Source organism: Kitasatospora sp. NPDC032757 (assembly GCF_055579305.1).
This window is the reverse complement of sequence record NZ_JBVINN010000021.1, coordinates 1-21,329: the sequence shown is the minus strand read 5'-3', so window position 1 is coordinate 21,329 and position 21,329 is coordinate 1. Positions and strand designations below refer to the sequence as shown.

Below are 21,329 nucleotides of genomic sequence, written 5' to 3'. Positions count from 1 at the left end.
GCGTCAGATGCCCCACACCACACGCCCGCTGAGATCCCTGCTGGCCGCGGCCACGCTGGCCGCCGCGACCGCCTGCTCGTCCTCGGCCGGCGCCGGAGGCTCCACCGTCGAGGTCGTCGTCGGCTACCAGTCGAAGACGATCAACACCGTGACCGCCGGCACCCTGCTGCGCGCCCAGGGCTACTTCGAGCAGCTCCTCGCCGAGCAGGGACGCACGGACGGGAAGACGTACAGGGTCACCTGGCAGGACTACGACTCCGGTGCGCCGATCACCGCGCAGATGCTCGCCGACAAGACCGACATCGGCTCGATGGGCGACTACCCGCTGCTGATCAACGGCTCCCGCGCCCAGGAGGCCGGCGGGCCCGGCACCCGGCTGGTCTCGGTGACCGGCTACAACCTGCTCGGCGCGCTCAACTCCGTGGTGGTGCCGAACGGTTCGACCGCGCACTCGCTGGCCGACCTGAAGGGGCGGAAGGTCTCCACCTCGGCCGGCTCCGCCGCAGACGGCACCCTGGTCCAGGCGCTCGCCAAGGCGGGTGTGGCCGAGGGCGAGATCCAGAAGCAGAACCAGCAACCCGCGGTCGGCGCCTCCGCGTTGAAGGCCGGCGGGGTGGACGCGCTGGCGCAGTTCGTGGCCTGGCCCGGCGCGGTGGTCTTCGCCGGCGACGGCCGGCTGCTGTACGACGGCGCCGCGCTCGGCCGGCCGACCCTGCACGGCGTGGTGATCCGGCAGAGGTTCGGCACCCAGCACCCGGAGGTGGTCCAGGCCTTCCTGCGCGCCCAGGCCTCCGCCACCCGGTACCTCAACGAACACCCGCTGGACGCCAGCCGGAAGGTCGCCGCAGCGACCGGCCTGCCGCCCGAGGTGGTGCACCTCTACAACGGCCCGAACGGCATCGCCACCTTCGCCACCCCGCTGGACCCCGCGCTGCTGGACGCGCTGCGCGAGGACGTGCCGTTCCTCCGGTCGGTGGGCGTCCTGAAGGCCCTGGACGTCGAGAAGTTCATCGACGCCTCCTACCAGCAGCAGGCCGCGCTGCCCACGATCGCGCCGGCCCGGATCACCGGCACCGACCCGGTCTGCGGCCGGCCCGTGGAGGACCCGAAGCTGGCCGGGGAGATCTGGTACGACGGCGAGGAGACCACCCGGCCCGCCGCCGACCCCGGCTGCCTGCTGCGCGCGCTGAAGAACCCGACGGGCAAGGTGCGCGCCGCGTACGTGCCCGACGCCGCCACCGGCACCCGCTGGTTCGCGGACAAGGACTGGTGGGTGCAGGACGGCGCCGCCCTGCTGCCGTTCACCACCGAGGACGGTGCGAAGGCGCACCTGGCCGCCCACCCCGGCGCCCGGCAGATCTCGTACCGGGAAGCGCTGGCCGCGTCATGAGGCCCGCACGACGGCTGGCACAGGCCGGTGCGCTGCTCGCGTTCGTCGGGCTCTGGCAGCTGCTGACGGCTCAGCGGGTGCGGTTCTGGGTGCGGTTCGACCACCTGCCGACGGCCGTCCAGGTCTGGCAGGCGTTCACCGAGCGGCTCGGCACCGCGGAGTACTGGCAGGACCTTGCCGACAGCCTGCGGCGGATCGGCAGCGGTTTCCTGCTGGCGGCGGTGCTCGGAGTGGCGGCCGGCGTGCTGACCGCCCGCTCCCGCTGGGCCGCGGACCTGCTGGGGCCGGTGCTGGAGCTGATCCGGCCGATCCCGGCGATCGCGCTGGTGCCGGTCGCCATCATGCTCTTCCCGGAGAACGAGCAGGGCATGGTGTTCATCACGTTCACCGCCGCGTTCTTCCCCGTCCTGGTCGCCACCCGGCACGCCGTGCGGGCCCTTCCCCCGCTCTGGGAGGACGCCGTCCGGACCATGGGCGCCGGCCGCGGAAGGGTGCTCTGGACGGTCGTGCTGCCGGGCGTGGTCGGCGGCCTGTCGGTGGGGATCGGGGTGGCCTGGATCTGCGTGATCTCGGCCGAGATGGTCTCCGGACAGTTCGGCGTCGGGTACCGCACCTGGTCCGCGTACACCGTGCTCGACTACCCGGGGGTGTTCGTCGGGATGGCCACCATCGGGCTGCTGGGCCGGGCCACCTCGGGCGCGGTCGAGCTGCTCGGGCGCCGGCTCACCTCCTGGCTGCCGCCGGCCCGGGCGGGCGCCGCCACCGCGCCGGCCCCCTCCCGGCCCGCGCAGCCGGCGGCGCCCGCGCGACAGGAGGCGAAGGTATGAGCCTGCGGCTGACCGCCCGGGGCCTGAGCCTCGGCCACCCCGGGCACCCGGTGCTCGACGGCGTGGACCTCGACATCGCGCCCGGCGAGGTGCTGACGGTGGTCGGCGCCTCCGGCGGCGGCAAGTCCACCCTGCTGCGCGCCCTGGCCGGGCTGCTGCCGCCGATCGGCGGCGAACTCCTCGCCGACGGGCGGCCGTTGCGCGGCCCCGGCGCCGAACGCGCACTGGTCTTCCAGGAGGACGGCCTGCTCCCCTGGCGGAACGTCCGGCGCAACGTCGAACTCCCGCTCGCCGTCCGGCGGACCCCACGGGCGGACCGGCGCGCCCCGGTCGCCGACTGGATCGGCCGGGTGGGCCTCGCCGGGCTGGAGCGGCGGCTGCCGCGCGAACTCTCCGGCGGCCAGCGGCAACGGGTGCAGCTCGCCCGCGCACTGGTCGGCGCTCCGCGGGCGGTGCTGATGGACGAGCCGTTCGGTGCGCTCGACGCCCGGACCCGGTCCTCGATGCAGCAACTGCTGCTCGCCGTCCAGGAGAAGGAACGCTGCACGGTCGTCTTCGTCACCCACGACGTCGACGAGGCGCTGCTGCTCGGCGACCGCGTGGCCGTCCTCGGCGGCGGGACGGTCGCGGCCGTCCACGACGTCCCGTACTCCCGCGACCCCGCCGCCCGCACCGAACCGGCCGTGCTCGCGCTGCGCGAACAGCTGCTGGCCCACCTGTCCAGCGCCGCCCGCCGGGCACCCGAGAAAGGCTCCCGATGAAGATCCCCGACCCCGCCGAGGCCCGGCGGCTGAGCTGCGACGTGCTCGTGATCGGCGGTGGCACCGCCGGCTCGATGGCCGCGATCAGCGCGGCCGAGGCCGGGGCGGACGTCCTGCTGCTGGAGAAGGCGCACGTCCGGCACTCCGGCGCGCTCGCGATGGGCATGGACGGCGTCAACAACGCCGTCGTCCCGGGCCGCGCCGAGCCGGACGACTACGTCGCCGAGATCACCCGCGCCAACGACGGCATCGTCGACCAGCGCACCGTCCGCCGGACCGCCACCCGCGGCTTCGCGATGGTGCAGCGGCTGGAGCGGTACGGGGTGAAGTTCGAGAAGGACGAGCACGGCGAGTACCAGGTCCGCCAGGTGCACCGCTCGGGCAGCTACGTGCTGCCGATGCCGGAGGGCAAGGACGTCAAGAAGGTGCTCTACCGCGTCCTGCGGCAGCGCCACATGCGCGAGCGGATCACCATCGAGAACCGCGTCATGCCCGTCCGGGTGCTCACCGCGGGCGGCCGGGCGGTGGGGGCCGCCGGGTTCGACACCCGCAGCGGGGAGTTCGTCACCGTCTCGGCCGGCGCGGTGGTGCTCGCCACCGGCCCCTGCGGCCGGCTCGGCCTGCCCGCCAGCGGCTACCTGTACGGGACGTACGAGAACCCGACCAACGCCGGGGACGGCTACGCGATGGCCTACCACGCGGGCGCGGAGCTGAGCGGCATCGAGTGCTTCCAGATCAACCCGCTGATCAAGGACTACAACGGGCCCGCCTGCGCGTACGTCGCCAACCCCTTCGGCGGCTACCAGGTGAACCGGCACGGCGAGCGGTTCGTCGACTCCGACTACTGGTCGGGGCAGATGATGTCGGAGTTCGCCGCCGAGCTCGCCTCCGACCGCGGCCCGGTCTTCCTGCGGACCACCCACCTGCCCGAGGAGACCGTCCAGGCGCTGGAGTCCATCCTGCACACCACGGAACGGCCCAGCCGGGGCACCTTCCACGCCGGGCGCGGGCACGACTACCGGACCCACGACGTCGAGATGCACATCTCCGAGATCGGCCTCTGCGGCGGCCACTCGGCGAGCGGCGTCTGGGTCGACGAGAACGCCGCCACCACCGTGCCCGGCCTCTACGCGGCCGGCGACCTCGCCTGCGTCCCGCACAACTACATGATCGGCGCCTTCGTCTTCGGAGACCTGGCCGGCACCCACGCCGCGGGCCACCTCCCCTCCGGGCGCGCCGAGTTGCCGGCAGACCAGATCGCGGCCGCGCACGAGCTGGTCTACCGGCCGCTGCGCCACCCCGACGGGCCGCCGCAGCCGCAGGTCGAGTACAAGCTGCGCCGCTTCGTCAACGACTACATCGCCCCGCCCAAGACCGGCGCACGCCTCTCCCTCGCCCTCGACCACGTCGAGCGGATGCGCGGCGAGATCGCCGCGATGGGCGCCCGGACCCCGCACGAGCTGATGCGCGCCGTCGAGGTGGACTTCATCCGGGACTGCGCCGAGATGGCCGCCCGCTCCTCGCTCGCCCGCACCGAGAGCCGCTGGGGCCTCTACCACGAGCGCGTCGACCACCCCGGGCGGGACGACGAGCGCTGGTTCAGCCACCTCAACTTGCGGAAGAACGCGGCCGGCGCGATGGAGTTCCTCACCCGGCCCGTCGCCCCGTACCTGGTCCCGGTCGACGGCCTGGAACCGCCCGCCCTCCCGGTGACCGTCCTCGGCGAGGTCCACCCGCTGCCGGTCGGCCGCACGGGTGAGGCCGCCCCCCTCGCCCCGGCGCGCGCCGCCGCCGGCGCACCGGCCTCCCCGCGGCTGCTCGGCCTGCTCCGGCTCGCCGAACTGCAGCCCGGGCTCGACCGGTTGGCGCCCTACCTGGCCGACCCGGCCGCCGAGGTCCGGCGCACGGCCGTCACCGTGCTGACGGAGACCGCGCCGGACGGCACCGGCGCCGCCCTCGCCCGGGCGCTGGGCGACGCGGACGGGCCGGTCCGGGCGGCGGCGGTCGCCGGGCTTCGCGAGCTGGCCGAGGTGCTGGACGCCTCGCTCGGCGCGGACCTCCTCCCGGCGGCGGCCTCGCCCGACCCGGTGGTGCGGGCCGGGGTGCTGGAGCTGGCCCGGGTGCTGCGGGCCGGCACGGTGCGGCTCTTCGCGGACGCACTGGCCGACCCGGCCGTCCCGGTGCGGCTCCAGGCCGTGCACGGGCTGGTCTCGCTGGACGCAGCCGCCGCGCTCGCGGACGCCGCCGGGGACGCCGCCCGCGAGGTCAGGGTCGCCGTCGGCGAGGGCCTCGGCACCGTCGGCGACCCGGTGGCCACGGCTGCCCTGCTCCGGCTGGCGGGCGACCGGGACCCGCTGGTCCGGGCCGCCGCCTTCGCCGGCGCGGCCGGGATCGGGTGCCCGCCCGCGCTGGCCGGGCCGGCCGGGGCCGCGGCGCGGGACGAGGCCTGGCAGGTGCGCAAGGCGTCCGCCGCGGCGCTGGCCGCCGCCGGGTCGCCCGCCCCCCTGCTCGGCCTGCTCGGCGACCAGGACGCGGACGTCCGCAAGGCCGCCGTCCGCGCGCTGGCCGCATCCGCCGCCGAACCCGCCGTCACCCCGGCCCTGCGCGCCCGCCTCGCCGACCCCGACGCCGACGTCCGCGCCTACGCCCGGCTCGCGCTCCGGGCACTGCGCGCACGGTGAGGCCGGCCCGGTGGCCGACGGCCAGGCCGCCGGCCGTCCCCTCCTGCCCTGCGGCCCGGGCCGTGTTGACGGTCATCCCCTGGAGCCCCTGGAGCGGCGTCGACCACCCGAACAGCCGGGCGAGGGGCGCGCGTCAGCCGATGAGGCCGAGCGCGCCCAGCGCCCCCACCCCGCCGAGGGCCATGAAGACGGGCATCAGAATCTTGATCTCGACCCGGCTGCCGGCCCGGAACCGCATGCCCTTCGGCGGCCCGACCGGGTACCAGCGCCGACGGCCGACCGGGATCGGCCACAGGATCGGGCAGCCGGAGACCGTCAGCGCGTCGCCGACGCAGTGCACGAGCGCGCCGAGCACGATCGGCAGGCCCACCCAGAGGTACTCCTGGCCGGGCTCGGTGAACAGCCACCCGGCGCCGTTGCCGGGCCGGTCGAGCACCTCGACCAGCATCCAGGCGCTGCACGCGCCCAGCAGCCAGACCAGCACGTCACTGGAGACCCGGGCGTGCCGCCAGAGCAGCCCCTCGATCGCCAGCACCATGTGGACGAACAGCACCGCCAGCACGCCCCAGCGGCCGCCGTACACACAGACCGCCGCCGCGCCGGCGCCGCAGAGCACGGCCCAGAGCCAGGTGTGGGTGAGCGTCCGGTGCCCGCCCGAGCGGCGCGGGTCACGCTTGCCCCGGGTCGACTTGTAGACCGAGTAGGAGAGCTTGTCGATCACCTCGCAGAGCGTCCGGGAGACCGGCCCGAAGGCCCGCGATATCGTCGCCGCCTTGTGGTCCAGGTCGGGCGCCAGCGCCGCACCGGCGCAGATCAGGGCCCCCGCGAGCAGTACCGGCCACGGCATCGGGTGGTCCCAGGCCGCCGCCGCGGCACCCACCCCCAGCCAGGCCGCCGCCCCGGAAAGCGCGTGTGCCGGTCCCATCATGGCGAGAACCATCCCTCGATCAGCTGCCGGGCACCCCGTGCGCCCGGCGGTCCCGCAGCATATCGACAGATGATCTTGCAGCCCGACCACCGTGACGGCGGCCGCCCCTGCCCGCACCCCTGCCGCCCGCCGGCCGGGCCCGGTTCGCGGCGCGCCGGGCCCCTGCCCCCGGCGTGCGGCCGTCCTCGCGAGGGCGGACCATGAGGCCGACGAGCGGAGGGACAGGTGACCCAGGAGATCCCCACCGCGGCCACGGGCGACCTGGTCGTGCTGAGCAAGGTCAACAAGCACTTCGGCACGCTCCACGTCCTCCAGGACATCGACCTGACCATCGCGCGCGGCGAGGTCGTCGTCGTCATCGGGCCGTCCGGCGGCGGGAAGTCCACCCTGTGCCGCGCCATCAACCGCCTGGAGACCATCGACTCCGGCGAGATCGCCATCGACGGCAGGCCGCTGCCCGACGAGGGCCGCGAACTGGCCGCGCTCCGGGCCGACGTGGGCATGGTCTTCCAGTCCTTCAACCTCTTCGCGCACAAGACCGTGCTGCAGAACGTGACGCTCGGCCAGATCAAGGTCCGCAGGAAGGACCGGAAGGCCGCCGAGGAGCGGGCCCGCCGGCTGCTCGACCGGGTGGGTGTGGCGTCCCAGACGGAGAAGTACCCCGCCCAGCTCTCCGGCGGCCAACAGCAGCGCGTCGCGATCGCCAGAGCGCTGGCCATGGACCCGAAGATCATGCTCTTCGACGAGCCGACCTCCGCCCTGGACCCCGAGATGATCAACGAGGTGCTGGAGGTGATGCGGCAGCTCGCCCGGGACGGAATGACCATGGTCGTCGTCACCCACGAGATGGGATTCGCCCGTTCGGCCGCCAACCGCGTGGTGTTCATGGCGGATGGCCGGATCGTGGAGGAGACGACGCCCGATCAGTTCTTCAGCCACCCGAGCAGCGAGCGGGCCAAGGACTTCCTCGCGAAGATCCTGCACCACTGACGGGACCCGGGCCCCTAGAGCACCAGGGAAGATCACCATGAAGCTTCGCAAGGTCACGGTCGCGGCCACCGCCGCGCTCGCGCTGGCCCTGACCGCCGCCGGCTGCAGTTCCGGCGGCGGCACGAGCAGCGGCAGCACCGCCGGCGGCAGCCCGGGCGGCGGTTCGGGCGCCGGCACGGGCGCGGGTACGGGCGGCGGCGGCAAGATCACCGTCGGCATCAAGTTCGACCAGCCCGGCATCGGCCTGAAGACCCCGGACGGCACGTACACGGGGTTCGACGTCGACGTGGCCACGTACGTCGCCAAGGAGCTCGGTCACCAGCCCGGCGACATCCAGTGGAAGGAGGCCAAGAGCGCCGACCGCGAGACGCTCCTCCAGCGCGGCGACGTCGACTTCGTCGCCGCCTCGTACTCGATCACCCCCGCACGCTCGGAGAAGGTCGACTTCGCCGGCCCCTACCTCCTGGCCCACCAGGACGTGCTGATCCGGGCGGACGACGACTCCATCACCAAGCCCGAGGACCTCAACAACAAGAAGCTCTGCTCGGTCACCGGCTCCACCTCGGCGCAGAACGTCAAGACGAGGATCGCGCCGAACGCCCAGCTCCAGGAGTACGGCGGCTACTCGGAGTGCCTGACCGGCCTGGAGAACAAGGCCGTCGACGCCCTGACCACCGATGACTCGATCCTCGCCGGCTATGCCGCGCAGCCCGAGTTCAAGGGCAAGTTCAAGCTGGGCGGCTTCAAGATGAGCAACGAGAACTACGGCATCGGCGTCCAGAAGGGCAGCGAGCTCAAGGCGAAGATCAACACAGCCCTGGAGAAAATGGTCGCCGACGGCTCCTGGGAGGCGGCCGTCCAGAAGAACTTCGGCCCGGCCGGCTACCAGAACGAGCCCGCACCGAAGATCGGCGTCATCGTCAGCTGAAGCGGGTGACCAACGGCGCGCCGCCCCGCAGCGGCGCGCCCCGCCGTTCACCCGCGCGAGAGCGCCACCCCGCTGCAGGCTCCACCCACGCGAGAGCGCCACCCCACCCACGCGAGAGCGCCACCCCCCGCATCAGGCTCCACCACGCGGAAGGCCGGGAGACCGTGTTCGACTTTCTTGACCGTTACGACCTGCTGGGGGCCTTCTGGGTGACGGTGCAGCTCACGTTCTGGTCCGCCATCGGATCCCTGGTCTGGGGGACCGTCCTGGCCGCCATGCGCGTCAGCCCGGTACCGCTGATGCGGGGGTTCGGCACCGCCTACGTCAACGTGGTCCGGAACATCCCGCTCACCGTGATCATCGTCTTCACCTCGCTGGGCCTGTTCCAGACGCTCGGCGTCACGCTCGGCGGCGGCACCTTCAAGACGATCGACTTCCGGCTCGCCGTGCTCGGCATGATCGCCTACACCTCGGCGTTCGTCTGCGAGGCGCTGCGGTCGGGCATCAACACGGTGCCCGTCGGCCAGACCGAGGCGGCGCGGGCCATCGGCCTGAGGTTCGGCCAGGTGCTGACGCTCATCGTCCTGCCGCAGGCCTTCCGTTCGGTGGTGGGCCCGCTGGCGAACGTGCTGATCGCGCTGACCAAGAACACCACGGTGGCCTCCGCGATCGGGGTCGCCGAGGCCGCCGCGCTGATGCGGGAGATGATCGAGAACGAGGCCCAGCTCATCCTCATCTCCGCCGTCTTCGCGTTCGGCTTCATCTGTCTCACCCTGCCGACCGGGCTCTTCCTCGGCTGGGTGGGAAAGAAGGTCTCGGTGCGGCGGTGACCGGGCCGACCACGCTCTACGACGTCCCGGGGCCGCGCGCCAAGCGGCACAACGTGCTGTACACGGCGCTGTTCCTGGTCGCCCTCGCGCTCCTGGTCTGGTGGGTGGTCCAGAGCCTCGCCGACAAGAACCAGCTCGAATGGGCCAAGTGGCGGCCCTTCTTCACGGACTCCCGCGCCTGGTCGACGTTCCTCCTGCCGGGGCTGCGGAACACGCTCAAGGCGGCCGCGCTCGCCATGGTCCTCGCACTGCCGCTCGGAGCGCTGTTCGGCATCGCCAGGCTCTCGGAGCACCGGTGGGTACGGGGCGCGGCCGGCACGGTCGTGGAGTTCTTCCGTGCCATCCCCGTGCTGATCCTGATGCTCTTCGCGAACGCGGCATACTCCGAGTTCACCGACGTCAGCCCCGACAGCCGGCCGCTGTACGCCGTGGTCACCGGTCTCGTCCTCTATAACGCCTCCGTGCTCGCCGAGATCGTCCGGGCCGGCATCCTCTCCCTCCCCCGGGGCCAGACCGACGCGGCCAAGGCCATCGGCATGCGCAAGAACCAGGTCATGCGCCACGTGCTGCTGCCGCAGGCGGTCACCGCGATGCTGCCGGCGATCGTCAGCCAGCTGGTGGTGATCGTGAAGGACACCGCACTGGGCGGCGCGCTGCTCGGCTTCTCCGAGCTGCTGGCGTCGGTCCGCCCGATGAGCGCGAACTACGGTGCCAACACCATCGCCAGCTTCACCGTCGTCGCGGTGATCTTCGTGCTGCTGAACTTCGCGCTCACCTCCTTCGCCGGTTGGCTGGAGGGCCGGCTGCGGCGCGGCAAGAGGTCCACCGGCGCGGTGGTCGGCGCCGGCGCGGTCGAGGAACTGGCGACGCCGGGCGAGCACGTGACCCGTGACGACCTCGGCGGCGGCCCGGCGCCCCCCGGCGCGTGACGCCCGGCCCCGTTTGACCGGCCGGCGCCGGCCGTGTGGCCGGGGCGTGCGGACCGGCCGGCCGTGCCATGCGGCCGGTCCGCACGGCCGCCGGCACTCAGCCCAGGGACTCAGCCCAGGGACTCCCCGGACTCCACGACGACCCCGTACAGGTCGGCCACGGTCGCGAGCGCGCCGTGGTGGATCTGCTCGGCGGTCAGCTCGACGCCCACCGACCGCAGCGGCCGCGTCGCGCAGGCGTCGGCGACCACCGTGGGCCGGTTGCCGCGCAGGAACGCGCCCTGCGCGGTGAACAGCACGCACATGTGCGTCATGAACCCGGCGATGATGACGTCCTTGTTGCCGGCGGCGTCGAGGTGCTCGGCCAGGTCGGTGCCGACGAACGCGTTCGGGACCTGCTTGACGACGACGGGCTCGCCCTCGATCGCCGCCACGCTCGGGTGGATCCGCCCGATCTCCGCCCGGATGTCGTACGGGGTGCCCCCGCCGCCGTCGTTGATGACGTGGATGATCTTCGCGCCCGCCGCCCGCGCCCGCCCCAGCAGCGCGGCGGCGGAGTCGAGCGCCGCCTGCCAGCCGTCCAGCTCCATCACGCCGCGGACGTAGGTGTTCTGGTAGTCGATCAGGATCAGGGTCGATCCGGCGAGCGACGCGGGCGTCTCGTCGAAGCCGTTGAGCTCGCGCAGGGTCGTCGTAGCCATGGGAGTACCGCCTTGAATTCCGTGTCAGGAAGCGCAGTTCACCGGCGGTGACCTGCTCCTGAAACGCTACGGGCGGCCGTCTGGTGTCGGCAATGTCATCTAACATGCAGATACCGACATCGCCCGCACCGAGCAGCGGAGACCCGTGACCACCGTCAACCGACTCATCGTCATCGTCCTGTTCGAAGGCGTCGACCTGCTCGACGTCACCGGACCACCCGAGGTCTTCTCCCTGGTGCGGCGCGAGACCGACGACGCGACGGGCTACCAGGTCGTCCTCGCCGCCGAGACCCTGGACCCGGTCACCACCTCCGCCGGCGTCCGCATCCTCCCCGACCTCACCTTCGAGGAGGCGTCCGCGCGGGCCATCGACACCCTCCTGGTGCCCGGCTCGGTCGAGGTCGACGACCGGCGCCGCGTCCACGCCCTCGCCGACCCCGCCGTGGTCGGCTGGGTGAGGACGCTCGCCGCGACGACGCGACGGGTCACCTCCGTCTGTGTCGGGGCGCACCTGCTCGCCGCCGCCGGGCTGCTCGACGGCAAGCGCGCCACCACCCACTGGTCGACCGCGCAGCAACTCGCCGCCGAACACCCGGCGGTCGAGGTCGACGCCGACCCGATCTTCATCCGCGAGGGCGACATCTGGACCGGGGCGGGGATCAGCGCCTGCCTCGACCTGTCCCTCGCCCTCGTCGCCGACGACTTCGGCGAGGCCACGGCGCTGCGCGTCGCCCGGCAGCTGGTGATGTACCTGAAGCGCCCGGGCGGGCAGAGCCAGTTCAGCGTTCCCCTCGAACCCGTCTCCACGACCCGGCGCATCGAGGACCTCCGCCACCACATCACCCGCACCCTGGGCGAGCAGCACACCGTCGCCGGCCTCGCCGAGTTCGCCCACGTCAGCGAGCGGCAGCTCACCCGGATCTTCAAGGCCGAGCTCGGCATGACCCCGAGCGTCTACATCGAGTCGGCCCGGGTCGAAATGGCGCGCAACCACCTCGAATCCACCGACATGACCCTCGAACGCATCGCGTCCACCTGCGGCTTCGGTACGACGGACACCCTCGTCCGGGCGTTCCGCCGCAGGCTCGACACGACACCGACGGAGTACCGCCTCCGGTTCCGCTCCGGCGCCGGCTGAGCACCACGGGCGCGGAGGCGCGGAGCAGGGCGGGCCCCGGTCAGAGGGCCGCCCCGAGGCCGGGCGGCGGGGTGATCCCGAACTCGGATTCCAGCACCTCGCCGATCTCCTCCGGGCCTTCGAGCTCCCGGGTCGTGGTCGCTCCGGTGGCCTCGGTACGGGTGAAGGTCATGCCTTCGAGCCGCAGGTGGCCGTCGGCGCTCGTGCGCTGGATGTAGAGCCGCCGGAAGGGCGAGCGCGGGTGGGTCGCCACGTGCCAGTTGGCCATCGTGATGTCGGGGGCGGGGACCGGGTCCAGGGTGAAGGCGACCTGGTCCCCCCAGGTGTCGCCCGTCCTCGCCTGGAGCACCCAGACCGGCGCGGGGCCGTCCGGCTCCTCCACCACGAGGCGGTGGACGCGCCCGGCGGCCTCGCGGACCTCCCCGGGGATCATCGGCAGGGGCTCCAGCAGCGCGCCGATCGACCCGTAGCCGACGTCGGCGAGGTAGCGGCCGGGATCACCGGGCACCCGGACGGCCAGCACCATGTGGGTCCGCGGCCGGATCTCCCCGGCGCGCGCGCCCACGCGGACGCGGCCGGTGAGCCGGGTGACCTCGAACCCCAGCTGCTCCAGTACGGCGGCGAGCAGGGTGTTGTGCTCGAAGCAGTAACCGCCGCGGGCCTCCTCGACGAGTTTGGTGTGCAGGTCGGCGACGTCCAGCGACGGGACCGAGCCGACGACCACATCGAGGTTCTCGAAGGGGATGCCGAGGACGTGGGCGTGGTGCAGGGAACGGAGGGTGGCCAGGGTGGGCACGGGCTCCCCGTCCCACCCGATGCGTGCGAAGTACTTTTCCACATCAACAGTCATACCGTCACCCTACGTACCGGAAGGGGGTGTTGACCTCGGCCCATGGACCCGGCCGCGATGGAACGCGCGACCTAGGTCCGGCCCACCTGCCCGGCGCCGGGCGGGTCCGCGGCCGCCGCACGGGCGGTGACCAGACCCGATTCGTAGGCCGCGATGACCGCCTGGGCACGGTCGCGGACGGCGAGCTTGTCGAAGATGCTGGTGATGTAGTTCTTGACCGTGGAGAGGCTGATGTCCAGTGCGCGGGCGATCCCGGTGTTGTCGAGGCCGGTGGCCATCAGCTGCCACACCTCCACCTCGCGAGGGGTGAGTTCACCCCGGCCGGTGGGGACCGGCCGGGCGGCGGCGGGTGCCCGTACGTAGGTGGAGATCAGCCGGGTGAGCAGGCGCGGCGCGACGACCGCATCGCCCGCGTGGACGGTGCGGATCGCCGCGCTCAGGTCCTCCGGGGAGCTGTCCTTGGGCAGGAACCCGTAGGCTCCGGCGCGCAGGGCTCCCACGACGTACTCGTCGACGTCGAAGGTGCTGAGGGCCAGGACCCGGCAGCCGGGCACGGTCGCGGCGAGCTCCCCGGTCGCGCCGACCCCGTCGAGGACGGGCATCCGGATGTCCATCACCACGACGTCGGGGCGCAGTTGGCGGGCGAGGCTGACCGCCTGCGCACCGTTCTCGGCCTCTCCCACCACCTCGAAGGACGGGTCGGGGGAGAGGATCAGCGACAGGCCGCGCCGGACCAGCGGCTGGTCGTCCACGATCAGCACCTTGATCCTCGGCGGCGTCGGGCCGGCCCCGGTCATCGGCTCGCCCCCTCGCACCGGACGGCCGCCTCGTCCACCTCGTCCGCGGCCAGCGGCAGGTCGGCCACCACGGCGAACCCGCCGCCGGCCTGCGGGCCGGCGGTGAGGGTGCCGCCGTGCAGGGCGACGCGCTCGCGCATGCCGATCAGGCCGTAGCCGCCCGGGCCCGTCGCCGGCACCCCGTCCTGCGGCAGTGCGCCCCCGCCGTCGTCCCGCACCTCGACGGTCACCCCGCCCTGACGGTACGTCAACTGCACGGACACGCGGGCCGACCCCGCGTACTTACGGGCATTGGTGAGAGCCTCCTGGGCGATCCTGAACACCGTGAGCCCGACGGTCGGCGGCAGCGGCCGCCGCGGCCCGTGGACGCCGAACTCGGTCGGCAGTCCGCCGAGGCGGGACTCCGCCACCAGGCGGTCGAGGTCGTCGACGCCCGGCTGGGGCAGCGCCGGAGCCGTCTCCGGCTCGTCGCCGGCCCGCAGCACGTCGAGGAGCTGGCGCATCTCGCGCAGCGCGAGCCGCCCGGAGGCCTCCAAGGTGACCAGGGCGTCCCGGACCACCTCCGGATCGGCGATGTTGGCCCGGGCTCCCCCGGCCATCAGCTGCATGGTGGTGATGTGGTGGGCCACGATGTCGTGCAACTCCCTTGCGATGCGGCGGCGTTCGTCGGCCACCGCACGGTCCGCGAGGAGTCTGCGGTTGGCCGCCACCTCCCGCTGCCAGCGGTTGATCACCAGGGCGGTGCCGACGACGATCAGGCTGGAGACGGGCGGCCCGACGGCCACGTGCCAGGGCGGAATCCGGCCGTTGCTCTGGCTCAGGAGCGTCACCGACGCCGTCGCGACGGCCGCCACCGCCGTCACCCGGCCGGGGCAGGCCCTGGCGACCGCGTACAGGGCGACCACCAGGACGGCGCCGAAGTGGCTGGGCAGCGGGACGGTCAGGGCGGCCGTCGCATCGAGCACCAGCACGGCGGCGAGCGCCGCCACCGGGTGGCGGCGCCGGGCGAGCAGCGGCAACGCCGCCGCCGCGACGAGGAGGAACCCGGCCACGCTCACGTCGTACTGGGCGCCGGGGTCGTCGAAGAACGCGTAGCTGAGCACGTTGATGGCGCAGGCCCCGGCGGTCACGAGCGCGTCGTTGCGCGACCACGGCGGCTCGGCGCCGTCGACCGGCAACGGCTCCCCGGCATCGCCGGGCCCGGTGTGTCGGCTCCTGGGCATGTCCGTTCCCCCTCCACCTGGCCTTCCGGCCTCCTGTCTCCCGGGACAGGGTTGCACACCGGCCGCGGTGTCAGCACCGGCGGCGGCTCGCGGCCGCAGGCCCCTGACCAGGACCGTGGTCCTGGTCAGGGGCCTGGCAGGGCCCCAGGGCCCCGGTCCGGATCATCCGCTCCCACGACGCCCGGCGGCCCCCGCGGCTGATGGTCTGGAGACCGGCCGGGAGCCCCCGCCAGACGTCCGCACCCAAGTCCGTCCGCCGGAGGACACCACATGATCCGCGCCCTGACCGGCTACTCCACCAGACACCCGTGGAAGGTCATCGCCCTCTGGGTGGTCCTGGGTGTCGTCCTGAGCGCCCTGACCCCGACGCTGCTCGCCCGCGTCACCCAGCACCAGACCGGGGACTTCCTTCCCCGCAGCTACGACTCGGCCGCCGCACAGCAGATCGCCGAGGAGCGGTTCGGGGTGAACCCCGACGCCACCACGGTGACGGTGCTGGTCGCCCGGTCCGACGGCAAGCCCCTCGACGCCGCCGACCAGCAGCGGATCGAGGCCGAGGCGGCGCAGCTGGGCCGGCGCCGGGTGGCCATGCCCCGGGAGGACGACGTCCCGCGGTTCCTGGTCCCGGACCGCTCCCAGACGCCCCGGATCGCCCCGGCGATGACGGCGCCCGACCGGAGTTTCGAACTGCTCGCCGTCCAGCTGACCGGGAATCCCACCGACAAGGGGGTCCAGGGCGTCTACCGGACGTTCCGGGACTCCGCCCGGACGCAGTTCTCCGAGGCGGGGATGCGCACCGGCTTCACCGGGAGCCTCGCCGGGAGCGTCGACACCACCGATGCCCACAGCACCGCCGCGACGGTCGGGAGCGCCCTCGTCACGGGGCTGATCGTCGTGCTCAACGTGCTGGTGTTCCGCAGTGTGCTCGCGGCCCTGCTGCCGCTGCTCGCGGTCGCCATGATCGGCGGCGCGGCGACGGGAGCCGTCGCGGGCGCCGCGGTGCTCACCGGCCGCAAGCTCGACGCCGGCACCCCGGGGCTGATCAACGTCGTCCTGCTCGGCATCGGCATCGACTACCTGCTGTTCCTGCTGTTCCGCTTCCGCGAGCAACTGCGCACCCGGCCCGATCAGCCCGCCCGCGAGGCCGCCGAGCAGGTCTCCGGCCGTGTGGGCGCCGCGATCACCTCGGCGGCGCTGACCATCGTGGCCGCGTTCGCAACCCTGGGGCTGGCGACCTTCGGGCAGTTCCGCTCGCTGGGCCCCGCGATCGCCGTCGCGGTCCTGGTGATGCTGCTCGGCAGCCTCACCCTGCTGCCCGCACTGCTGGCCGCCGCCGGGCGCAGGATGTTCTGGCCGTCGCGGACCCTGCAGCGCGAGCCGCGCGAGGGCCGTGCCGCCCGCTTCGGCGCGCTGGTCACGCGGCGGCCGCTGGCGATGCTGACCGCCTCCGTCGCCCTGCTCGCCGCCCTGGCCGCCGGGTCGGCCGGCATCCGGATGGACTACGGCCGGGGCGGCCCGGGTGACGGGACCGCTGCCGTGGCCACCGCGGCCGAGATCTCCCGCGCGCTGCCGGCCGGGGTGTCGGACCCGACGAGCGTCTTCGTCACCGCCCCGGACGGCGCCACCCTCACCACCGCCGGGCTCGACGGCCTCTCGCGCGCGCTCACCCGGGTCGACGGCGTGGGCGCCGTCGCACCGACCGTTCTGAACGAGGACCACCGCGCCGCCCGGATCGACCTCTACCCGACCGCCGACCCGCAGAGCAGGCAGGCCCGCGACCTGGTCGCCGGACCGGTCCGGGCCGCGGTCGCCCGGCACACGCCCGCCGGGACGACAGCCCACGTGGGCGGGACGGCGGCGGTCCTCGCCGACGTCTCGACCGCCGTCGACCACGACCTCACGGTCGTGTTCCCCGTCGCGGCCGCGCTGATCGCGCTGATCCTGCTGCTGCTCCTGCGCAGCCTGATCGCACCGGTCGTCCTGATGCTCTCCGTCGGGCTCGGCTTCGCCGCCACCCTCGGCGCCGCCACGCTGCTGTTCCAGCACGCCCTCGGCGAGCCGGGCGTCGACTTCACCCTCCCGCTGGTGCTGTTCCTGTTCGTCGTGGCCCTGGGCACCGACTACAACATCCTGATCGCCGACCGGATCCGGGAGGAGATGCAGCGGCCGGGCCCGGCCCGCGCCGCCGTGGCCCGCGCGGTGCGGCACACGACGCCGGCCATCGCGACGGCCGGGCTGGTGCTGGCCGGCTCCTTCGCCACCCTCGCCACCACCCCGGGGAGCGAACAGGTCGCCTTCGCGATGGCGCTCGGCATCATGCTCTCGGCGCTCGTCCTTTCGCTGGTGCTGGTCCCCGCCCTGGCGGCACTCCTCGGCCGGGCCCTGTGGTGGCCGGTCCGTCCGCGGCCCACCGCCGGCGGCCGCCCCCTGCACAATGCGGCCGCACCGGCCCCGGAACCCGACCGGGTCACGGCGTACTGAGGCGTGGGACCGCGGAAGCGTGGGACCGCCGGCTCCGGGGCCATGCGCCCCGGGGCCGGCGGTCCCATGCTCCGGTCGCCCGGCCGCGTGGCCGGGCGGCCGGGCGGCTTCCCGGTGGACGGTCCCGTCCTCGGCTCAGAAGGCGGAGTTGGCGAACCAGTGCGCCAGCAACTCGTCGTCCCCCCGCACCTCGAAGCGGTCGGCGGACCGGTCCAGCCGGCCGTAGAGGAGGAGCAGCAGGTCCGCGGCGGAGCCCCGGACGGTCGCGTCGGCGGTCGCGTCGGCGGTCGCGTCCGCGCCCTGCGGGTCGAGCCCGAAACCGTCGGGGCGCAGCCGGACCAGCCAGTCCCCGTCGCCGTCGGTGCGGGTGAACCGGATGGTCCGGTCCGCGCCGCGGAGCGCGGCCGTCCCGGGGGCGAAGCCGGCGGCGAAGGGCAGGTTGGTCAGGAACTCCGACACCCCGTCGGCAGCGAGCGCCGGGTCGACGTCGGGGTTCAGGCCCAGTGCGAGGTCGGCGTCCACGCGGTGCACGAGGGTCTCGAACAGCATGCGGCGCACCCAGAACCGGGCGTGCTGGTCGGCGCCCCAGGCCCACATCGGCGCGTCGAGGTCGGCCGAGGCGAACTCCGCGCCGGCCTGCGCCGCGGCTTCGGCCAGCCAGTCGGGGTAGCCGTCCGGCGTCTGCGGCAGGTGCAGGTCGACGTCGCGGCTGCGCGGCGGCTCCTGGATCCTCTGCCGCAGCAGGACGGTGAACCAGCGCTGCACGCTGCCGGTGTGGCGCACCAGGTCGGTCAGGGTCCAGCCCGGGCAACTGGGCACCGGGGCGGTCGGATCGGCGGTCCGGACGGTGGCGACGAGGCGCGCGGTCTCGGCTGCGACGCCGGCGGCGTGGTCGAGGGTGGTGGTGGTGGTCACGAGGGTCATTCTCCCGGGTGGCTGGGTCCGGCTCAGACGAGGGGCTTGTCGACGACGGCCTTGGCGTGGCTGAACGTGTCGATGGAGTACTCGCCGTGGTAGCGGCCCATCCCGCTCTCGCCCACGCCGCCGAACGGCAGCTCGGGCATGGCCAGGTGGGAGACCGGCAGGCCGAAGGAGAGCGCGCCGGAGGAGGTCTCCTCGGTCAGCCGCCGCTTGGTCCGCTCGGACTCGGTGAAGGCGTAGAGGGCGAGCGGCTTGTCCCGCTCGTTGATGAAGGCGATCGCCGCGTCGAGGTCGGGGACGGCGACGATCGGCAGGATCGGGCCGAAGATCTCCGCGCGCATCACGGGCGCGTCCGGGGAGACGTCCGCGAGGACGGTCGGGGCGAGGTAGCGCTCGGTGCGGTCGTGCCCGCCGCCGGTGACGAGCCGCCCGTCGTCCAGCAGTGCGGCCAGGCGGTCGAAGTGGCGGTCGTTGACGATCCGCCCGTACTCGGGGTCGGCGGCCGGATCGTCGCCGTACATCTCGCGGACTGCGTCGGCCAGGTGCCTCTCCAGCCCGGCGGCGGTCTCGCCGATGGCGAGGACGTAGTCGGGGGCGACGCAGGTCTGGCCGGCGTTGAGGAACTTGCCCCGGGCGATCCTGCGTGCGGTGAGCGCCAGGTCGGCGCCGGGCTCGACCACGACGGGGCTCTTGCCGCCGAGCTCCAGGGTGACCGGCGTGAGGTGCCGGACGGCCGCCGCCATGACGATCCGCCCGACCGTGCCGTTGCCGGTGTAGAAGATGTGGTCGAAGCGCTGCTCCAGCAGGGCGGTGGTCTCCGGGACGGCGCCCTCGACCACGGCCACGGTCTCCGGGTCCAGGTAGCGCGGCAGCAGCCGGGCCATCGCCGCGGAGGTGGCGGGGGCGAGCTCGCTCGGCTTGACGACCACGGTGTTGCCGGCGGCCAGGGCGCCCACCACCGGGGCCAGCGCGAGCTGGAGCGGGTAGTTCCACGGCGCGATGACCAGCACCACGCCGAGCGGGTCGCGGACCACACGGGCGTCGGCCGGCTGGAAGAACCCGGGGACGGCGGCCGGCTTCGGCCGGAGCCACTCCTCCAGGTGCGCCACGGTGTGGTCGAGCTCGTTCAGCGTGAACCCGATCTCGGTGCGGTACGCCTCCTTCGCGCTCTTGCCGAGGTCGGCGGCGAGCGCCTGCTGGAACACCTCGGCCTGCTCGGTGAGCAGCGAGCGCAGGGCCGCCAGCTGGTCCAGGCGCCGGGCGAGGGGCTTGGTCCGGCCGCTGTCGAAGGTGGCGCGCAGGCGGGCGACCAGGGTGGGGATGTCTGCCGCGGCGGAGGTCGGGGGGTGCGTCATGAGGGTCTCGCGGTCCTTCCGGGGGCTTGAAGGCCTAGATGGTTGATGTCTTCAAGTAATTCGACGGTAGACCTCAATGGTTGATGATGTCAAGCAATCTCCCTATGCTGGAGGCATGCCCCAGACGCCCCGGCCCACACCCTCCCCCTCCCCCGAAGAGCTGATGGACCGGCTCGCGCGGGTGGCCGCGGCCTACTACCGCCACTTCGCCACGGTGGCCGCCGGGCACGGGCTCACGCTGATGCAGGGCAAGACGCTCAGCCTGCTGATCCGCCCCCGGCCCATGCGCGCCCTCGCCGAGCTGCTGGCCTGCGACGCCTCGAACGTCACCGGGATCGTCGACCGGCTCACCGCGCAGCACCTCGTCCGCCGCGAGGCCGACCCGGCCGACCGCCGGATCAAGAACATCGTGCTGACCGACCAGGGCGAGCACACCGTCGGCCGCATCCGCGCCGAGCTGATGTCCGGCCTCACCGCCCTGGAACAGCTCACACCCGACGAGCGCGACACCCTCCACACCCTGCTGGGCCGCGCCTTCCCGGAGACCGCCGCCCCGCAGGGCCAAGTGTTCTGACCACGGAGGCTGGTGACAGGGCTCACGGCGTGGTGATCCGACGAACGGCCGGTGAGCCCGGCTCGAGCCCTGCCCAAGCGTCACCGCCCCGTGGCCACGAGTACGGCAAGACCGCCGTCCGCCATGAAGCGACCGTGCCGCTCGCCGGCCATCGACGAGTGGCTGTGATCAGCCACTCGGACGGTGAGCGGGTGGGCCTCAGGAAGACATCGCTGCGCGCTCGGCCGCGCTGCGCAGAACGCAGAATTCATTGCCTTCGGGGTCTCCCGACACACAGAACTGGATGCTCTGGAGTGTGAGAGATGGCAGCGGCATCTGTGCTGGTCAGGGACTCGGAAGCGGGTAGCGGGCAAGCCTTGCTCCCCATACAGAGCGCGGCAGGGTCGAACAGGCATGGCGCTTGTGGCACACCTCCGCACACCAACGGACCGAGGTTGGGGCCCTGCTGCCGGACCTCTTGCGCGAGACCCACGGTGCGGTTCGCGCCTACGACGGGCGGGAGCGACGAGCGGCGTACGGGGCGCTCGCTGACCTGTACCGCCTGGTGCAACGGCTACTCGCCCACATCAGTGAGCCCAAGCTGATTTTGTCGGGTCATATGGGAGCCACTGCTCCGGTGTGAACGGGAGCCAGGTGTAGGCCATTCGTGGCGGTGATGTACTCGACCCCGGTGGGTGTTCTTCGGCGAATTCGGGAGCCGTTCCGGCGAGATTGGGAGCCACTGATCGGGTGACCTGTTGGGCCCGGGTGGAGTGTCCATGGGGGCCAGAGTGGTGGCGTCGGTAGGTGTGACTGCGGGCCCAGGTCGCCTCTCTGACAAGTCGCGGCCGGGGCCTCACCCTGGATATGCGGAAGGGCTGGACCCGTGGGGTCCAGCCCTTCCGGCTGTGGCAGCAAATTGGACAGTGAGATTCGTTCTTCTGGGGTTAGTACTCCAGCCGTAGATCGTGATCACGGATGGGAAGGTCAGGCCCGGGACGCTCCGAGGAACCGCAGCACGGCCAGGACGCGGCGGTGGTCCGCGT

At 73.3% G+C, this 21,329-nt stretch carries 18 protein-coding genes; 11 read left to right on the top strand and 7 right to left on the bottom strand.

Annotation, left to right across the window (positions count from 1 at the left end):
• Nucleotides 1-7 precede the first annotated feature (7 nt).
• From ACZ5WK_RS22525 to ACZ5WK_RS22510, 4 genes are read left to right on the top strand one after another with little or no spacing between them, the layout of a single operon-like run.
• Nucleotides 8-1,390, top strand: coding sequence for an ABC transporter substrate-binding protein (locus tag ACZ5WK_RS22525; protein WP_465549362.1), 1,383 nt, complete (start codon nt 8-10; stop codon nt 1,388-1,390).
• Nucleotides 1,387-2,217 (top strand): ABC transporter permease, encoded by an 831-nt coding sequence (locus tag ACZ5WK_RS22520; protein WP_465549360.1) that lies wholly within the window; start codon nt 1,387-1,389, stop codon nt 2,215-2,217. The genes ACZ5WK_RS22525 and ACZ5WK_RS22520 overlap by 4 nt, the downstream gene beginning before the upstream one ends.
• Complete coding sequence (locus ACZ5WK_RS22515) at nt 2,214-2,978, top strand: ABC transporter ATP-binding protein (protein WP_465549358.1); 765 nt, start codon at nt 2,214-2,216, stop codon at nt 2,976-2,978. The genes ACZ5WK_RS22520 and ACZ5WK_RS22515 overlap by 4 nt, the downstream gene beginning before the upstream one ends.
• On the top strand, nt 2,975-5,659 hold the full coding sequence (locus ACZ5WK_RS22510; RefSeq protein WP_465549356.1) for a fumarate reductase/succinate dehydrogenase flavoprotein subunit: 2,685 nt from the start codon (nt 2,975-2,977) through the stop codon (nt 5,657-5,659). The genes ACZ5WK_RS22515 and ACZ5WK_RS22510 overlap by 4 nt, the downstream gene beginning before the upstream one ends.
• A gap of 133 nt (nt 5,660-5,792) precedes the next feature.
• On the opposite strand, the gene ACZ5WK_RS22505 is transcribed toward ACZ5WK_RS22510, so the two are convergent.
• Complete coding sequence (locus ACZ5WK_RS22505) at nt 5,793-6,587, bottom strand: metal-dependent hydrolase (RefSeq protein ID WP_396323336.1); 795 nt, start codon at nt 6,585-6,587, stop codon at nt 5,793-5,795.
• A 225-nt stretch (nt 6,588-6,812) separates the two neighbouring features.
• Between ACZ5WK_RS22505 and ACZ5WK_RS22500 the strand changes: the two genes are divergently transcribed.
• From ACZ5WK_RS22500 to ACZ5WK_RS22485, 4 genes are all read left to right on the top strand, one after another.
• Nucleotides 6,813-7,577 (top strand): amino acid ABC transporter ATP-binding protein, encoded by a 765-nt coding sequence (locus ACZ5WK_RS22500; RefSeq protein ID WP_465549354.1) that lies wholly within the window; start codon nt 6,813-6,815, stop codon nt 7,575-7,577.
• 37 nt (nt 7,578-7,614) lie between these two features.
• Nucleotides 7,615-8,505, top strand: coding sequence for a glutamate ABC transporter substrate-binding protein (locus ACZ5WK_RS22495; protein WP_465549352.1), 891 nt, complete (start codon nt 7,615-7,617; stop codon nt 8,503-8,505).
• Between the two features lie 164 nt (nt 8,506-8,669).
• Nucleotides 8,670-9,335 (top strand): amino acid ABC transporter permease, encoded by a 666-nt coding sequence (locus ACZ5WK_RS22490; RefSeq protein ID WP_396323333.1) that lies wholly within the window; start codon nt 8,670-8,672, stop codon nt 9,333-9,335.
• A complete protein-coding gene (locus tag ACZ5WK_RS22485; RefSeq protein WP_465549349.1) occupies nt 9,332-10,264 on the top strand; it encodes an amino acid ABC transporter permease in 933 nt (310 codons plus the stop codon). The genes ACZ5WK_RS22490 and ACZ5WK_RS22485 overlap by 4 nt, the downstream gene beginning before the upstream one ends.
• Nucleotides 10,265-10,374: 110 nt before the next feature.
• Here ACZ5WK_RS22485 and ACZ5WK_RS22480 read toward each other — a convergent pair whose 3' ends face one another.
• On the bottom strand, nt 10,375-10,965 hold the full coding sequence (locus tag ACZ5WK_RS22480) for an isochorismatase family protein (RefSeq protein ID WP_465549347.1): 591 nt from the start codon (nt 10,963-10,965) through the stop codon (nt 10,375-10,377).
• A gap of 145 nt (nt 10,966-11,110) precedes the next feature.
• Between ACZ5WK_RS22480 and ACZ5WK_RS22475 the strand changes: the two genes are divergently transcribed.
• A complete protein-coding gene (locus ACZ5WK_RS22475; protein WP_465549345.1) occupies nt 11,111-12,103 on the top strand; it encodes a GlxA family transcriptional regulator in 993 nt (330 codons plus the stop codon).
• A gap of 40 nt (nt 12,104-12,143) precedes the next feature.
• On the opposite strand, the gene ACZ5WK_RS22470 is transcribed toward ACZ5WK_RS22475, so the two are convergent.
• From ACZ5WK_RS22470 to ACZ5WK_RS22460, 3 genes are all read right to left on the bottom strand, one after another.
• Nucleotides 12,144-12,953 (bottom strand): arylamine N-acetyltransferase family protein, encoded by an 810-nt coding sequence (locus tag ACZ5WK_RS22470; RefSeq protein WP_465549343.1) that lies wholly within the window; start codon nt 12,951-12,953, stop codon nt 12,144-12,146.
• A 71-nt stretch (nt 12,954-13,024) separates the two neighbouring features.
• A complete protein-coding gene (locus ACZ5WK_RS22465) occupies nt 13,025-13,750 on the bottom strand; it encodes a response regulator (RefSeq protein ID WP_465549341.1) in 726 nt (241 codons plus the stop codon).
• Nucleotides 13,747-14,973: a sensor histidine kinase gene (locus ACZ5WK_RS22460; protein WP_465549339.1), complete on the bottom strand. Its 1,227-nt coding sequence runs from the start codon at nt 14,971-14,973 to the stop codon at nt 13,747-13,749. The genes ACZ5WK_RS22465 and ACZ5WK_RS22460 overlap by 4 nt, the downstream gene beginning before the upstream one ends.
• Nucleotides 14,974-15,243: 270 nt before the next feature.
• Here ACZ5WK_RS22460 and ACZ5WK_RS22455 point away from each other — a divergent pair, with 270 nt between their 5' ends.
• Nucleotides 15,244-17,454 (top strand): MMPL family transporter, encoded by a 2,211-nt coding sequence (locus ACZ5WK_RS22455; protein WP_465549337.1) that lies wholly within the window; start codon nt 15,244-15,246, stop codon nt 17,452-17,454.
• 135 nt (nt 17,455-17,589) lie between these two features.
• Here ACZ5WK_RS22455 and ACZ5WK_RS22450 read toward each other — a convergent pair whose 3' ends face one another.
• A complete protein-coding gene (locus ACZ5WK_RS22450; RefSeq protein ID WP_465549335.1) occupies nt 17,590-18,378 on the bottom strand; it encodes a maleylpyruvate isomerase family mycothiol-dependent enzyme in 789 nt (262 codons plus the stop codon).
• 23 nt (nt 18,379-18,401) lie between these two features.
• Nucleotides 18,402-19,730 (bottom strand): aldehyde dehydrogenase family protein, encoded by a 1,329-nt coding sequence (locus ACZ5WK_RS22445; RefSeq protein ID WP_465549333.1) that lies wholly within the window; start codon nt 19,728-19,730, stop codon nt 18,402-18,404.
• Nucleotides 19,731-19,845: 115 nt separating this feature from the next.
• Between ACZ5WK_RS22445 and ACZ5WK_RS22440 the strand changes: the two genes are divergently transcribed.
• Complete coding sequence (locus tag ACZ5WK_RS22440; protein WP_465549331.1) at nt 19,846-20,304, top strand: MarR family winged helix-turn-helix transcriptional regulator; 459 nt, start codon at nt 19,846-19,848, stop codon at nt 20,302-20,304.
• The last annotated feature ends 1,025 nt before the right edge of the window (nt 20,305-21,329 follow it).

Bases quoted from the DNA above. Each gene is read 5' to 3' on its own strand.
- ACZ5WK_RS22525 (WP_465549362.1), top strand. From the start codon at position 8: ATGCCCCACACCACACGCCCGCTGAGATCCCTGCTGGCCGCGGCCACG.
- ACZ5WK_RS22520 (WP_465549360.1), top strand. From the start codon at position 1,387: ATGAGGCCCGCACGACGGCTGGCACAGGCCGGTGCGCTGCTCGCGTTC.
- ACZ5WK_RS22515 (WP_465549358.1), top strand. From the start codon at position 2,214: ATGAGCCTGCGGCTGACCGCCCGGGGCCTGAGCCTCGGCCACCCCGGG.
- ACZ5WK_RS22510 (WP_465549356.1), top strand. From the start codon at position 2,975: ATGAAGATCCCCGACCCCGCCGAGGCCCGGCGGCTGAGCTGCGACGTG.
- ACZ5WK_RS22505 (WP_396323336.1), bottom strand. From the start codon at position 6,587: ATGATGGGACCGGCACACGCGCTTTCCGGGGCGGCGGCCTGGCTGGGG.
- ACZ5WK_RS22495 (WP_465549352.1), top strand. From the start codon at position 7,615: ATGAAGCTTCGCAAGGTCACGGTCGCGGCCACCGCCGCGCTCGCGCTG.
- ACZ5WK_RS22480 (WP_465549347.1), bottom strand. From the start codon at position 10,965: ATGGCTACGACGACCCTGCGCGAGCTCAACGGCTTCGACGAGACGCCC.
- ACZ5WK_RS22470 (WP_465549343.1), bottom strand. From the start codon at position 12,953: ATGACTGTTGATGTGGAAAAGTACTTCGCACGCATCGGGTGGGACGGG.
- ACZ5WK_RS22465 (WP_465549341.1), bottom strand. From the start codon at position 13,750: ATGACCGGGGCCGGCCCGACGCCGCCGAGGATCAAGGTGCTGATCGTG.
- ACZ5WK_RS22460 (WP_465549339.1), bottom strand. From the start codon at position 14,973: ATGCCCAGGAGCCGACACACCGGGCCCGGCGATGCCGGGGAGCCGTTG.
- ACZ5WK_RS22455 (WP_465549337.1), top strand. From the start codon at position 15,244: ATGATCCGCGCCCTGACCGGCTACTCCACCAGACACCCGTGGAAGGTC.
- ACZ5WK_RS22450 (WP_465549335.1), bottom strand. From the start codon at position 18,378: ATGACCCTCGTGACCACCACCACCACCCTCGACCACGCCGCCGGCGTC.
- ACZ5WK_RS22445 (WP_465549333.1), bottom strand. From the start codon at position 19,730: ATGACGCACCCCCCGACCTCCGCCGCGGCAGACATCCCCACCCTGGTC.
- ACZ5WK_RS22440 (WP_465549331.1), top strand. From the start codon at position 19,846: ATGCCCCAGACGCCCCGGCCCACACCCTCCCCCTCCCCCGAAGAGCTG.